Source organism: Bradyrhizobium sp. KBS0727 (assembly GCF_005937885.2).
Taxonomy (GTDB): Bacteria; Pseudomonadota; Alphaproteobacteria; order Rhizobiales; family Xanthobacteraceae; genus Bradyrhizobium.
Genome location: NZ_CP042176.1, coordinates 2,373,971 through 2,388,130, shown reverse-complemented (window position 1 = coordinate 2,388,130; position 14,160 = coordinate 2,373,971). Strand labels below are relative to the sequence as shown.

At 63.4% G+C, this 14,160-nt stretch carries 14 protein-coding genes; 7 read left to right on the top strand and 7 right to left on the bottom strand.

Going from position 1 to position 14,160, the window contains the following annotated elements; genetic code table 11:
* Nucleotide 1: 1 nt before the first annotated feature.
* A complete protein-coding gene (locus FFI89_RS10870) occupies nucleotides 2-1,546 on the bottom strand; it encodes an acyl-CoA synthetase (protein ID WP_138836348.1) in 1,545 nt (514 codons plus the stop codon).
* A 137-nt stretch (nucleotides 1,547-1,683) separates the two neighbouring features.
* Nucleotides 1,684-2,499 carry a crotonase/enoyl-CoA hydratase family protein gene (locus FFI89_RS10865; protein ID WP_138836346.1) on the bottom strand — a complete coding sequence of 272 codons (816 nt, stop codon included), beginning with the start codon at nucleotides 2,497-2,499 and terminating at the stop codon, nucleotides 1,684-1,686.
* A 105-nt stretch (nucleotides 2,500-2,604) separates the two neighbouring features.
* Between FFI89_RS10865 and FFI89_RS10860 the strand changes: the two genes are divergently transcribed.
* On the top strand, nucleotides 2,605-3,480 hold the full coding sequence (locus FFI89_RS10860; RefSeq protein ID WP_138836343.1) for an SDR family oxidoreductase: 876 nt from the start codon (nucleotides 2,605-2,607) through the stop codon (nucleotides 3,478-3,480).
* Nucleotides 3,481-3,555: 75 nt separating this feature from the next.
* Nucleotides 3,556-5,133 carry a fatty acid--CoA ligase gene (locus tag FFI89_RS10855; RefSeq protein WP_138836342.1) on the top strand — a complete coding sequence of 526 codons (1,578 nt, stop codon included), beginning with the start codon at nucleotides 3,556-3,558 and terminating at the stop codon, nucleotides 5,131-5,133.
* A 145-nt stretch (nucleotides 5,134-5,278) separates the two neighbouring features.
* Here the strand turns inward: FFI89_RS10855 and FFI89_RS10850 are convergent, their stop codons facing one another.
* Complete coding sequence (locus FFI89_RS10850; RefSeq protein ID WP_138836340.1) at nucleotides 5,279-6,553, bottom strand: acyl-CoA dehydrogenase family protein; 1,275 nt, start codon at nucleotides 6,551-6,553, stop codon at nucleotides 5,279-5,281.
* 222 nt (nucleotides 6,554-6,775) lie between these two features.
* Between FFI89_RS10850 and FFI89_RS10845 the strand changes: the two genes are divergently transcribed.
* Nucleotides 6,776-7,555 (top strand): enoyl-CoA hydratase-related protein, encoded by a 780-nt coding sequence (locus FFI89_RS10845; protein WP_138836338.1) that lies wholly within the window; start codon nucleotides 6,776-6,778, stop codon nucleotides 7,553-7,555.
* A 98-nt stretch (nucleotides 7,556-7,653) separates the two neighbouring features.
* On the opposite strand, the gene FFI89_RS10840 is transcribed toward FFI89_RS10845, so the two are convergent.
* From FFI89_RS10840 to FFI89_RS10830, 3 genes are read right to left on the bottom strand one after another with little or no spacing between them, the layout of a single operon-like run.
* Nucleotides 7,654-8,028, bottom strand: coding sequence for a DUF6285 domain-containing protein (locus FFI89_RS10840; protein ID WP_138836336.1), 375 nt, complete (start codon nucleotides 8,026-8,028; stop codon nucleotides 7,654-7,656).
* A gap of 2 nt (nucleotides 8,029-8,030) precedes the next feature.
* Nucleotides 8,031-9,017 carry a phosphotransferase family protein gene (locus tag FFI89_RS10835; RefSeq protein WP_138836334.1) on the bottom strand — a complete coding sequence of 329 codons (987 nt, stop codon included), beginning with the start codon at nucleotides 9,015-9,017 and terminating at the stop codon, nucleotides 8,031-8,033.
* Nucleotides 9,018-9,041: 24 nt separating this feature from the next.
* Nucleotides 9,042-9,833, bottom strand: coding sequence for an enoyl-CoA hydratase/isomerase (locus tag FFI89_RS10830; RefSeq protein WP_138836332.1), 792 nt, complete (start codon nucleotides 9,831-9,833; stop codon nucleotides 9,042-9,044).
* 192 nt (nucleotides 9,834-10,025) lie between these two features.
* On the opposite strand from FFI89_RS10830, the gene FFI89_RS10825 reads away from it, so the two are divergent.
* The gene (locus FFI89_RS10825) at nucleotides 10,026-10,805 is read left to right on the top strand and encodes an SDR family NAD(P)-dependent oxidoreductase (protein ID WP_138836330.1); all 780 of its coding nucleotides are present in this window, start codon (nucleotides 10,026-10,028) and stop codon (nucleotides 10,803-10,805) included.
* An 87-nt stretch (nucleotides 10,806-10,892) separates the two neighbouring features.
* Entirely contained in the window at nucleotides 10,893-11,150 is a 258-nt protein-coding gene (locus tag FFI89_RS35345) for a DUF6665 family protein (protein ID WP_371722507.1), read from the top strand.
* Here the strand turns inward: FFI89_RS35345 and FFI89_RS10820 are convergent.
* Complete coding sequence (locus FFI89_RS10820; protein ID WP_138836328.1) at nucleotides 11,147-12,397, bottom strand: multidrug effflux MFS transporter; 1,251 nt, start codon at nucleotides 12,395-12,397, stop codon at nucleotides 11,147-11,149. The two genes, FFI89_RS35345 and FFI89_RS10820, sit on opposite strands and share 4 nt — an antisense overlap.
* A gap of 319 nt (nucleotides 12,398-12,716) precedes the next feature.
* On the opposite strand from FFI89_RS10820, the gene FFI89_RS10815 reads away from it, so the two are divergent.
* Entirely contained in the window at nucleotides 12,717-13,094 is a 378-nt protein-coding gene (locus FFI89_RS10815) for a VOC family protein (protein WP_138836326.1), read from the top strand.
* A 227-nt stretch (nucleotides 13,095-13,321) separates the two neighbouring features.
* The gene (locus tag FFI89_RS10810) at nucleotides 13,322-14,158 is read left to right on the top strand and encodes an alpha/beta hydrolase (protein ID WP_138836324.1); all 837 of its coding nucleotides are present in this window, start codon (nucleotides 13,322-13,324) and stop codon (nucleotides 14,156-14,158) included.
* The last annotated feature ends 2 nt before the right edge of the window (nucleotides 14,159-14,160 follow it).

Genomic DNA, 14,160 nt, shown 5'->3' with positions numbered 1-14,160 from the left:
GCTAAATCCTCCGCCCTGCCCGCTCCCAATAGGGATCACGCAGCCGGCGCTTGAAGATCTTGCCGGAGTCTTCCCGCGGCAGGTTGCCCTGGATTTCGATGTGCTTGGGCACCTTGTAGTCGGCCAGCGACGTCTTGAGCTGGGCCCGGACCGCGGCGATATCGAGTGTCACCCCGGGCTGCGGCTCGACCACCGCCATCAGCGCCTCGCCGAATTCGGCGTCGGGAATGCCGAACACCGCGCAATCATGCACCCCGGGAATCGCATGCAGCGCCGCCTCGATCTCGGCCGGGTAGATGTTGACGCCGCCCGAAATCACCATGTCGCGCTTGCGGTCGCAGATGAAGACATAGCCGTCGGCGTCGATATAGCCGACGTCGCCCGAGGTGATGAACCCCTCGCGATCGATCTCGGAGCGTTTCTCCGGCTTGTTGTGATAGGTGAAGTCCGGATTGCCGGCGATGCGCGAATAGATCTCGCCGATCTCGCCCTGCGGCAGTTCGCGTCCGTCGTCGCCGATGAAGCGCAGTTCCGCGCCGGGCGATATCTTGCCGACGGTGCCGGGCTTCTTCAGCGCGTCCTCGGAACTGGCAAAGGTGACCGCGCCCGATTCGGTCGAGCCGTAGAATTCATAGATCACCGGCCCCCACCATTCGATCATCTCGCGCTTGACGTCGGCCGGACAGGGTGCCGCGGCGTGGATGATGTGGCGCAGCGACGACATGTCGTATTTCTTGCGCACTTCCTCCGGCAGCTTCATCAGCCGGATGAACATGGTCGGCACCATGAAGATGGTGTCGATCCTCTCGCTCTCGACGATGCGCAGGAACTCCTCCGGCTCGAAGCGCGGCAGGATCACCAGCGCGCCGCCGAGACGGCCGGCGCGCAGGCCGAACGAGTTCGGCGCGGAGTGATAGAGCGGTCCCGGCAGCAGCGCGCGGGCATTCGGCTTGAGGCCGTAGATCATTGCGCGCATGCCTTCGGCGTTGGCGCTCTGCTCCGGCGTCGGCGCGTAGCGACGGACCCCCTTGGGATGGCCCGTGGTGCCCGAGGTGTAGATCATGTTCTGCGGCTGCGGCACCGCCGGCCCGTCATAGCGCGGGAATTGCTTGAGCCAGGATTCGAAATCGACCGCGAAATCCGGCGTCGCCAGATGATCGGGGTTGATCTTGTAGTTGGCGAGAATTTCCGGCGGCGTCGGCACCGAGAGCACGGTGACGCCGGGCGGTATGGCATCGCGCAACTGATGCAGCATGTCGGCATGCGCGATCAGCACCAACGAGCCGGAATCCTTCAGCACATAGTTGATCTCTTCCGGCTTGAAGTGCCAGTTGACCGGCACGCCGTAGGCGCCGAGCCGCATCGCGGCGTAGGCCGCCTCGATGAACGCGATGTCGTTGCGCATCAGCATGCAGACGCTGTCGCCCTGCTTGACGCCGAGCTTCTGCAGGCCGCTGGCAATGCGGTCGGCGCGCTCGGCGACCTCGTCGTGGCTGCGCCGGCGTTGGCCGCTGATGATGCCGTGGAAGAGAGAGGTGGTTGTCATTGTCGTATTCCGATCTCGTGCCGGGCTTCAAGTGGGACCTCATGGTGAGGAGCGCGTCTTCGCGCGTCTCGAACCATGGGCCACGGGCCTCATCCTTCGAGACGCGCTACGCGCTCCTCAGGATGAGGGTCTAACGTTCAACCCGCCTCCGCAAACTGCGGCGTGCGCTTTTCCATGTTGGCGCGGACGGCTTCGGTCTGGTTGGGACTGCCCAGCAGCTTCTGCTGCTCCACCGACTCGGCCAGCAGCGCCGGACCGGGATCGACGGACAGGTTGTTGAGCATGCGCTTGGCGGCGCGGATCGCATCGGGGCTCTTGCCGGCAATCTCGCGTGCGAGTTCGAGCGCCGCCGCGCGCGGATCGTCGCAGATCCGTGTCGCGAGTCCGTAGCTCATCGCTTCCTGGGCGGAAAAGATCCGGCCCGTATAAGTCAGCTCACGCAGGATATCGTCGCGTACCAGGCTGGCGAGGATCGGCGTGCCGGCCATGTCGGGCACCAGGCCCCATTTGATTTCCATGATCGACATCCGCGCATCGGGCGTCAGGAAACGCATGTCGGCGCCAAGCGCCAGTTGGAAGCCGCCACCGAACGCCACGCCCTGAATCGCGGCGATCACCGGTACCGGGAGCTGTCGCCAGCCCCACACCGCCTGCTGAGGAAAATTCGCCAGCCCGTGGGTGCGCACCGACAGGTCGCGCTTCTCGCCGCCGGCTACTCCGTTACCGCCACTCTCCTTCATCGCGGCGAAGCGTCCCATATCGAGACCGGCGCAGAACGCGCGCCCTTCGCCGGACAATACTACCGCTCGCACGCCTTTTTCATGCGCCAGCCGCGCGGTAGCGGCCACCAGCGCATCAAACATCGCGGCATCGAGCGCGTTCATCTTGTCCGCCCGCACCAGTCGGACGTCGGCGATGCCGTCCGAAATCGATATCGAGACGCGTTGTTCCATTAGAATTTTCCTCCGCAGTTTTTCTGTGTTGCCGCTTTACAGAACGGCGTTGTCCGGATTTAGTCAATCGACCAATTAACAGAACAATCCCTTTAGGTGGAAACGATGTTCAACGATCAGCTTCTCGCGGGGCGGCGCATTCTCGTGACCGGAGGCGGAACCGGCCTCGGCAAGTCTATGGCCGCGCGGTTCCTCCAACTCGGCGCCGAGGTCCATATCTGCGGCCGCCGCAAGAGCGTCTGCGACGAGACCGCAACCGAATTGATGGACCTGCACGGCGGGCGTGTGGTCAGCCACGGCGTCGACATCCGCAATTCGATGGCGGTCGATGAAATGATCGAGCAGATATGGACCGTCGCCGGTCCCCTCACCGATCTCATCAACAACGCAGCCGGCAACTTCGTCTCGCGCACGCAGGACCTGACGCCGCGCGGCTTCGATGCGGTCGCGAATATCGTGATGCACGGCACTTTTTATGTGACCCACGCCGTCGGCCGGCGCTGGATCGCCGACAAGGTGCCTGGCAACGTGGTGTCGATCACCGTGACATGGGTCCGCAACGGTTCGCCCTATGTGGTGCCGTCGGCGATGAGCAAGTCGGCGATCCACGCCATGACCATGTCGCTGGCGATGGAGTGGGGCAAATACGGCATCCGCCTCAACACCATCGCGCCCGGCGAAATCCCGACCGAAGGCATGAGCAAGCGCCTCAATCCCAACGAGGAAGCCGGCGCACGCACCATTGCCAGAAATCCGATGGGCCGGGTCGGTTCGATGGAGGAATTGCAGAACCTTGCCGTATTCCTGATTTCCGGCGGCTGCGACTGGATCAACGGCGAAACCATCGCCATGGACGGCGCGCAGGCGCTGGCCACCGGCGGAAATTTCTACGAATTGCGCGCCTGGAGCGACGACGACTGGGCCAAGGCGCGCGACACCATCAAGGCGCAGAACGAAAAGGATCGGGCCGCGCGGGGATGAGTCGCTCCCGTATTGTCTTTGTTGCCGGATGACGCCAAACTCCGCGCAACGAAAATAAGACGCCACGGGAGAGACATGTCCACACAGCAACTGACCAACCTTGCCGACATGGTGCGCGAGCGCGCCAGGAGCCGCGGCAACGCGCTGGCCTATGAGTTCGAGGGGCGCCCTACCTCTTTCGCCGAATTCGACATCAAGACCAACCGCGTCGCCAATGCGCTGATCGCGCTCGGCGTGCGCCCACGCGAGCGCATCGCCTATCTCGGCAAGAACAGCGACATCTATTTCGAACTGCTGCTCGGCGCCATGAAGGCCAATGTGGTGATGGCGCCGGTGAACTGGCGGCTCGCCGGCCCCGAGGTCGCCTTCATCGTCGGCGACTGCAAGGCGCCGGTGCTGTTCGTTGGACCGGAATTCATCACCCAGGCCCGCAACCTCCAGCCGCAATTGCCCGACGTGCGGCACATCATCACCACCGAAGGCGGCGCGCCGGAATGGCAGGATTTCACAGCCTGGCGTGACGCCGCGAGCGGCGACGATCCGAGCGTGCCGATCAGCCCGAAGGAGATCGCGATCCAGCTCTATACCTCCGGCACGACCGGCAAGCCCAAGGGCGCGATGCTGTCGCACGCCAACTTCCTCAACCTGGTGCAGACCGGCAACGAGGCCGAGAAGCCCGAATGGAACCGGTGGTCGACCGACGACGTCTCGCTGGTGGCGATGCCGATCTTCCACATCGGCGGCTCTGGCTGGGGCGTGATGGGCCTCTATCACGGCGCCAAGGGCGTGATCGCGCGCGAGTTCGACCCGACCAAGGTGCTGGATTTCTTCGAACAGTCCGGAATCACCAAACTGTTCATGGTGCCGGCCGCGATGCAGTTCGTGGTGCGGCAGCCCCGCGCGCGGCAGGTGGATTTCTCGCGGCTGAAATACATGCTGTACGGCGCTTCGCCGATCCCGGCGGCACTGCTGAAGGAGTGCATCGAGGTCTTCAAATGCGGCTTCGTGCAGATGTACGGCATGACCGAGACCACCGGCACCATCGTAGCACTTCCGCCCGAGGATCATGTCGAGGGGCTGGACCGCATGCGCTCGGCCGGCAAGGCCTTGCCCGGCATTGAACTCGCCATCCTCGACGCCGACGGCAGGCCGTTGCCGCCGGGCGAAGTCGGCGAGATCGCTACCCGCTCCGGCTCCAACATGGCCGGCTACTGGAACTTGCCGGAGGCCACGGCCAAGGCTCTTGGCGCCGACGGTTGGCTGCGCACCGGCGATGCCGGCTACATGGACAAGGACGGCTACCTCTATATCCACGACCGCATCAAGGACATGATCATCTCCGGCGGCGAGAACATCTACCCCGCCGAAGTCGAGAGCGCGATCTGCGACCACCCGGATGTCGCCGAAGCCGCCGTGATCGGTGTCCCCGACGACAAATGGGGCGAGGCGGTCAAGGCCGTCGTGGTGATGAAGCCGGGCAAGGCGGCGACCTCGACCGACATCATCAACTTCACCCGCGAGCGCATCGCCGGCTTCAAGACGCCGAAGTCGGTCGACTTCCTCGAAGCCCTGCCCCGCAATCCCTCCGGCAAGATCCTGCGGCGGAATTTGCGTGATCCGTATTGGGCGGGGAAGGATCGCCAAGTGAATTGATCCTCTAGCTGTCATCACCCGCGAATGCGGGTGATCCAGTATTCCAGAGACGCCTGTGATTGAACCGCACGGCCGCGGCGTACTGGGTACCCCGCCTTCGCGGGGTATGACGGCGGAGCGCGGAACGGCGACCGTGCGTGATCCCTTAATGCTTCCCCGCCCCCATATAGCCGAACAGGAATCCCGCCACTTTCCGCTTCTGGATTTCCTCGCTGCCTTCGGTGATGCGGTAACGGCGGTGGTGGCGGTAGATGTGTTCGAACGGCTTGTGGCGTGAATAGCCCATGCCACCATGCACCTGCATGGCGCGGTCGGCGGCTTCGCAGCACAGACGGTTGGCCCAGAAATTACACATCGAGACCTTGTCGGACAGCGTGTGCTCGACCTGCGCCTGGGTAAGCTGGTCCATCTCCCACGCGGTCTTGCGGATCAACAGCCGCAGCATCTCGGCCTGGGTCGCCAATTCCACCAGCGGCCACTGGATCGCCTGGTTCTCGGCCAGCGCCTTGCCGAACGGCTTGCGCTCGCGCGCATATTTGACGCTCTCGTTGATGCAGTAGACGGCGGCGCCCAGCGAGCTCGCCGCCTGCCGGATACGATTCTCGTGCACGAAGCACTGCGCCAGCGACAAGCCCCGGCCGACCTCGCCGAACAGCGCATCATCGGGCACGAACACGTCGGTGAAGCTGACGCGCGGATGGTCGGTCGGCATGTTGAAGGTCCACATGTACTCCTCGACCTTCACGCCCTCGGCTTTGGCCGGCACCAGCAGACAGGTGATGCCGCGCGCGTCGCCGTCTTCGCCCGACGTGCGCGCAAACAGCGCGCAATGCGTCGCGACATGCATCCCGGTGGTCCACATCTTCTGGCCGTTGACGAGCCAGCCCTTGACGTTGTCGCGTGTCGCCGGCACCGCCCGGGTTTCCATATGTGTCGCGTCGGAGCCATGCTCGGGTTCGGTCAGACCAAAAGTGATGCGGTACTTGCCGGTGATCGAGCCGTCGATCATCGCCTTCTGCTCGTCGGTGCCGTAACGGTCGAGCATGGTCACGATCGGCAGATTGCCGACGATCGAATGCTCGTTCTGCAGGTCATTGTGCAGGCCGAGACCTTGTGACGCGAAATGCTCGCGGATCACGGCCATCCAGAGGTTGGAACCGTCCTTGCCGCCGTAGCGCTTTGGAATCGCAAAGCGCAGATGGCCGGCGGCGTCGGCGAGATTCTTGGCCTTGCGCAGCAGCACTTCCCATTCGTGCCGCGGCAGGCCGCCATTGTCGAAATCGGTGCGCGCCCATTCGCGGCGGTGATCGAAGAAGCGGATGTTGTCATCGGCCTCTTCCAGCGGCTTGATCTCGCGCGCGATGAAGCGGTCGAGTTCGTCGAGATAGGCGACGAGGTCGGCGGGTAAGGCGAAATCCAAGGCGGTCTCTCCCGGAAATGTTGATTTTATGATTTGCGTTTAGGCGCTGCGAAGCGCTCCTGCTCGGATCGATTAAGGTTGGAAGACCGCGCCCAAGTCAAGCGAGGGAATAACGCTTGGCACGCGCGGGCGCGTTGCGTAATTGGATGGTATCATCAGCCGCGCAGGCGCTAGTATCGCGGCGAATATTCTTCGCAGCAGAAAATCAACACGGGAGCAAACATGGATCTGAAATTCTCCAAGGTCACGCGCAAGGGACCGATCACGATCGTCACGCTGTCGCGCCCCGAGGTGTACAACGCGCTGCATACCGACGCGCATTTCGAACTCAACAAGGTGTTCGACGATTTCAGTGCCGACCCCGACCAGTGGGTCGCGATCGTCACCGGCGCCGGCGACAAGGCGTTCTGCGCCGGCAATGACCTGAAGTGGCAGGCGGCGGGCGGCAAGCGCGGCTGGGACAAGGGCGGCTTCGCCGGCCTCACCTCGCGCTTCGACTGCGACAAGCCGATCATCGCCGCCGTCAACGGCGTTGCGATGGGCGGCGGTTTTGAAATCGCGCTGGCCTGCGACCTCATCATCGCCTCCGACAACGCGACCTTCGCGCTGCCCGAACCGCGCGTCGGCCTGGCTGCGCTGGCCGGCGGCGTGCACCGCCTGCCGCGCCAGATCGGCCTCAAGCGTGCCATGGGCATGATCCTGACCGCGCGCCACGTGTCGGCCAAGGAAGGCCTCGAACTCGGCTTCGTCAACGAAGTGGTTCCGCAGGCTGAGCTGATGGCGGCCGCCGAGCGTTGGGCCGAGACCATCTGCAAGAACTCGCCGATGTCGATCCGCGCTTCCAAGCAGGCGATCCAGAGGGGCCTCGAAGTCTCGCTGGAGCAGGCGATTGCCGAGCAGCGCGAATACCCCGCGGTGAAGGCGATGGCGGCTTCGCAGGACTACATCGAGGGCCCGAAGGCGTTTTCGGAGAAGCGTCCGCCGAAGTGGCTGGGGAAGTGACGACGTAGTCGTCATTCCGGGGCGCATCGAAGATGCGAACCCGGAATCTCGAGATTCCGGGTTCGATGCTTTGCATCGCCCCGGAATGACGGAGTTGGTCACTTATTCCCCAGCTCCCTTTTATACGACCCGTAATTCGGCTGATCGACGGCGAGCTTGTCCATCGTCGTTTGCCACAAATGCTCTGATAGCCCCGGCGTCTGCAAATCGACTTCGCCCTTGGCGATCTTGTCCGACAGCACGCGATTGAGTTCGATCAACGAGCCGTCGGCACCCAGCAACTGCTTCAGCCGAGCGGCCTCCGCCGCATCGCCATCATCAGCCAGCGTCAGTTGCCGGGTGACAAGATCGAGCGCGTTGATGCCGACGCGGAGCTTGAAGGCGTTATGGCCCTTGATCGCGGGCGTGATCTCGTTGCGCAGGAAGTCGGCGACCGCCTTGATCAGTTCGATGGGTGTCGGTTCGTCCTGCATCTTTATTTTCCCCGTGGGGCTAACAGCCGCAACAAATCGATCTCCGTCTCCGACGAACGCCGGCCGATCATGGCGCGCTCCATCGAATGATCGGGTCCCTGACGAAACCGCTGCATCATGCCGCAGCACATGATGCCCCAGCGCAGCGTGCCCATCACTTCCCAAAACATCACGCGATCGGGATCGACCTTGCGGCCGGCTTCCTCGTAGCCCGCGAACAAATCCTCGCGCGACCCGAAGCCGCCGACCGGCTTGTCGATCTCGCCGAACCGCCAGGAGTTGACGCAGATCCAGCCCAGGTCCTCCATCGGATCGCCGAAATGCGCGAGCTCCCAGTCCAGCACCGCACGGACGCCGTCGGCGCCGATGATGAGGTTGCCGTGGCGGAAATCGCCATGCACCAGCGTCACCTCTTTCGAAGGTCCGGGATCGCGTTCCCGCAGCCAGCGCAGCGCCAGTTCGAACACCGGCCGCGGCCAGCCAAAGCTGCGGTATTCCCGTTCAAGATCGGCGATCTCTTTCGTCGCCGTCATCTCGCGCAGCTTCGGCAATTTCGCCGCCGGCAGACCGTGAATGCCGGCAACGACCTTGCCGAGTTGCCGCGCCAGCAGCGGGCGTGCCTTGGCAAATTCCTCATCGCGCAGAATCTTGCGCGCGATGGTCTCGCCCTCGATCCGCTGCATGATGAAGCCGGTGCCGAGTTCGTCCTCGGGCTTGAGCACATGCATCACGCGCGGTGACGGCAGGCCGGCATCATGTGCGAGCTGCATCAGCGTCGCCTCGGCATCGAGCCCGGCGGCGCGCCCCGGCGAGGCGCCATAGCCGGGCGGCGCGCGGCGCAGGATCGCCCCCGACGTGCCGCCGGCATGGACGATGTCAAAACTCCAGGTCTCCTGGCTGGCGCCGCCGGAGAGTTTTGCGGCGCCAGTGACGCCGGTCGCCCCCGGATACCAGGAGGCGACGCAGCGTCCGAGTTGCTGTTCGATCATTTGCTCTGGATCATTTGCCTTGAATTATTTTCCCTGGAACTTGGCGGGGCGCTTTTCGAGGAAGGCCGTCACGCCTTCCTTGAAGTCTTCCGCGGAGCCCGCGATGCGCTGCGATTCGAATTCGAGGTTGAGCTGTTCCTCGTAGGAATTTTCCGAGCTGTCCCAATAGAGTTTTCGGATCAGCGACAGCGCGATGGTCGGGCCGTTGGCCAGATCATGCGCGAGCTTCATCGTCTCTTCCATCAGGGCTGCGTCGTCGTGGACGCGGTTGACGAGACCCCATTCCAGTGCCTTTTCGGCCGGCAGCCGCTCGCCCATCAGGGACAGTTCGACCGAACGCGCCTTGCCGATCATGCGCGGCAGCAGCCAGGTCGAGCCGCAATCCGGCACCAGGCCGATACGGCGGAACGCTTGCAGGAAATAGGACGAACGCGCGCACAGGATCATGTCGCCCATCAGCGCGAAACTCATGCCGGCGCCGGCGGCGGGACCGTTGACCGCGGTCACGATCGGGCAATGCAGGTTGCGCAGGCGGCGCAGGAACGGATGGAACGCGGTTTCCAGCGCGGCGCCGGCATTGACCTTGCCGGGCTTGGCGTTGTTGCGGCCCTGCAGGTTGGCGCCGGTGCAGAACGCGCGACCGGCGCCGGTGATGACGAGACAGCGCACCTCGGCACGCTTCTCCTCGATCGCATCCAGCGCCTCGCCGAGGCCGCCCAGCATGTCGACCGAGACCGCGTTCATGACTTCCTGATGGTCGAGTTTAAGGATGGCCACCGAACCATCGAAATCGAGCGTGACGTGCTTGAACTGCATTGTTTCCTCGTGAGTTGCGTTTACGCGCTATTTTTGGGCGCGATAGGCAGATTTGATGTCTCGGCCCATATTTGATTTTCTGGATGGCCTTGTCCATGGTTGCCCCTGAACACGTGCCCGCCACTGGACGCAGTGACTAACGCGCGCCGCACCAAATGGAAACACCCAAGGGAATACCGAAGGGATATCAATATGAGCATCTTCGACCTCACCGGCCGCACGGCGGTCATCACCGGCGGAAACGGTGGCATCGGCCTCGGCATCGCGCAGGCGCTGCACGCCGAAGGCTGCAACGTCTCGATCTGGGGCCGCAACGCCGACAAAAACAAGAGCGCGGCGGCGACCATGGCTTCCGGCACCGGCAAGGTCGACACGCAGATCTGCGACGTCTCCGATCCGGCTTCGGTGAAGGCCGCGATGAAAGCCACCCTCGACAAATTTGGCCGGGTCGACGGCTGCTTTGCCAATGCCGGCATCGGCGGCGGCGGACGGCGTGCCTTCATCGACCGCACCGAGGAAGAGTGGCGCAAGATGTTCGCGACCAATCTCGACGGCGTCTTTCACGTATTCCAGGTCGCCGCCCGCCACATGACCGAGCGCGCCGAGGCCGGCGACAAGTTCGGCCGGCTGGTCGCAACCTCGAGCCTCGCTTCGCTGTTCGGCACCGCGCGCAACGAGCACTATGCCGGCACCAAGGCCGCGCTGAATGCGCTGTGCCGCGCGCTCGCCGTCGAGTTGGCGCGCTACGGCGTCACCGCCAATGCCATTCTGCCGGGCTGGATCAAGAGCGACATGACCGCTGGCATCATGGCCAACGACAAGTTCGTCGCCAACGTGATGCCGCGCATTCCGGTGCGCCGCTTCGGCGAACCCACGGATTTCGGCGGCATCGCGGTCTACATCATGAGCAAGGCATCGTCGTATCATACGGCGGATACTTTTGTGATCGACGGCGGCTATACGGCGTTTTGAGGATTCGGTCGTAGCGGCGACGCGCCTACTCTATCCACGTCATTGCGAGCGCCAGCGAAGCAATCCATCGCGCGGCATAACAGATAGCTGGATTGCTTCCGCCTTCGCGCGCTGGCGGCGCTTGCCGCCTGTCCGAGGACGGCCGATTCCGATCGCGAAACCCGCCGCAAGCTCGTCGAACAGGCCGGCTATGCGCTCTGGCTGTTCGTCGCGCAACGCGAAGCCTGCGGTTTCAACGACAGCGCACGCATGATGCGGCAGTACGGCGTGCCGAAAGAGGTATATGCCCGCATGGGGCCATTGGTCTCTCCGCAGGCCTCTAAATCGAAGCGCGCCGAGGCCTAGCTCACGACGAACTTGTGCGCCTTGAACAGCCGGCCCTTTTCCACCACCAGCACGACGGCGAGCGCCGAAAGCGTGCAGAGGAAGAAGCCGGTCGTGAACGGCAGCAGCGTGCCGTCGTAATGTTGGCCGATCGTCGTGCCGATGCCGATGCCGAGCAGCGTCGTGATCGATCCGTAGAGCGACGACGCGGTGCCGGCGATATGTCCCTGCGGCTCCATCGCCAGCGCGGTGAAGTTGGCCATCATCAGCCCGAAGGCGAACATCATCAGGGCCGCCAGCACCATGAACGGCGCGAACGACAGCATCTGCATTCTGGCGGTAACAAACATGATCCCCGCGACGGCCACGAAGGTGACCAGCGCGGTATGCGACATCACGCGCATGCCGACCCGGCCGACGATCTTGGCATTGAGGAATCCCGCCACGGCGACGCCCACCGCGACCGCGGCGAATGCCAGCGGAAAATAGTGCCCGAGGTGAAAGATCTCGGTGAATATCTGCTGCGACGAGAACACGAAGGCGAACAGCGAGCCCTGCACACATCCGGCCGCGAGCGCATAACCGATGGTCTGGCGGTTGGTCACGGTCTGGCGAAACGCGCCGAGCACCTCGGGGATCGCGATCGACTTGCGTTCGGAAACCGGCAGCGTCTCCGGCATCCGCAGCGCGCTCCAGATCAGGGCGGCCACACCGTAGAGCATCAGCACGATGAAGATGCCGCGCCACTGCGTCAGCAGCATCACGGCCTGACCGAACGAAGGCGCAATGACGGGAACGGCGATGAAGACCATCATCGCCAGCGACATCACGCTCGCCATCCGGCGGCCGGCATAGCAGTCGCGAACGATCGAAACGGCGATGACGCGGGTGGCCGAGGTACCGAGCCCCTGCAGCGCACGCGCCAGCAACAAGGTCTCGAAGGAGGGCGCCGCGATCGCGAGCAGGCTGGCAATACAATAGACCGTCATGCCCCCGATCAGCACCGGGCGGCGGCCGAACCGGTCGGATAGCGGTCCCATCACGAACTGGCCGACGCCGAAGCCGAGCAGGAACGTCGACAGCACCATTTGCGGGCGATTGGCGACGGTGATGTGGAATGCCGAGCCGATGTTCGGCAGCGCCGGCAGCATCATGTCCATCGCCAGCGGATTGAGCGCCATGATCGAGGCGATCACGACGACGAATTCGGGAAAGCCCATCGGGCGGTGGCCTGAGGACACCCAGGCGTCGGCATTGATATCGGACACTAAAATTCCTTTGCGGATCAGCGTCCCTTGTACGATTTTTGCTGCATTGCACAAGCGCCGTTCGGGAATGGCAGCCCGACGAAAACCGCTTGGTCAACAAGGCGTTACCGCCGGACTGCCGCTGCGGCAGGCGGTCTGCCTTGCCTGGCGGCAGCGCGGGTCGCGTGCCGAGCCGATCTGCCCATTCGCATGTCACGTTTGAGCACCGCGCTCGGCTTCCGTAATCGAAGCGGCGCTGCTAGCGTCGATTTGCGGCGCCGCTCAGGGCCGTTACCCGGCCAACATCAAACGTCCGGGAATAATCGAGAGGAAATGAAGAATGTTTTCGCATGTCATGATCGGCACCAACGACCTGGAAAGGGCCAAGACGTTTTATGACGCGCTGCTCGGCACGCTCGACGTCCGGCCCGCCAAGGTGGACCGCCACCGTATTTTCTACTTCACCAAAACAGGCACGTTTTCGGTGTCGAAACCGATCAACGGCGAGCCGGCGACCTTTGCCAATGGCGGCACCATCGGCTTTGCCGCCAACTCGCCCGAGCAAGCCGACGCCTGGCACGCGGCGGGCATCGCCCATGGCGCGACGCCTTGCGAAGATCCGCCCGGCGTGCGCGAGGGTGCCGCGGGCAAACTGTATTTGGCCTACTTGCGCGATCCAGACGGCAACAAGATCTGCGCGATGCACCGGATGAGCTGACTTCGTGGGGTGGGTTGGCCGCAAGGCGTAACCCACCTCTCCTCTCTCCCGCGGCTCTCCCGCGGCGAAAATGGTGGGTTACGGCTACGCCTACCCTACGAAGCACGGATAGGTTCCCCTGCCCCCGCACGCTTTCTTAAATTTAATGTCCGTCGAGGGGCATCCGGAATGGCCGTCCGCGCGTTAAGTCACCACATCTTGAAGTAGATTGATTTGGGACGGAAACGATGAGGCGCGGGCTAACAGTTCTGGCGTGTCTGTGTGCCGTTGTCGGCGCGCAATACTATGCCATCAGCAAATGGGGCATCCGGCACGAAACCATCGACCTGTTCGACCAGGCGCGACAGCGGCCGGTCCCGGTCGATGTCGCCGTGCGTAGCGATTACGAGATGAAGGCCAATGCCGGTTACTGGAAGCTTCCGGTGGCCATCATCTCCAACGGCAACACCGTGCGAAACACCGAGTATTCATTTCTCGCCAACGTCTTCGCAGCGCGGGGATATTTGGTTGTCAGCATCCAGCAGGATATCCCGGGCGACCCGCCGCTCGTGACCAAGATCGGCATGCCCTATGTCGGCCGGCTCGAGGTCTACGAGAAAGGCGAAGCCAACATCCTGTTTGCGATCGACCGGTTGAAGAAACTTCATCCGAACGCGGATTTCGATCACCTGACGCTGGTCGGCCACTCCAACGGCGGCGACACCGCGATGTATTTCGCCAAACAGCATCCGGACCTGACGGCAAAAGTCGTCACCCTGGACAATCTGCGCGTGCCCTTCGTGCTCAGCGACAGGATGAAGATTCTTTCGTTCCGTTCGGAGGATCCGCACTTCCAGACCGATCCCGGCGTGCTGCCGACGCCTGCGCAGGCCAAGGCCGACGGCATCGACATCGTGCATACCAAATATCAGCACACCTGGATGAGCGATCGCGGCCCGGAGAAGGCCAAGGAAGCGATCCAGTCCGCACTCGACGCGTTTCTGGGCGACAGCACGGTCAGCGATCTCCAGCCGGTCGATACCAGCAACCTGATTGGTTTCAATAGAGGAATGCCGCTGCCGTAGTT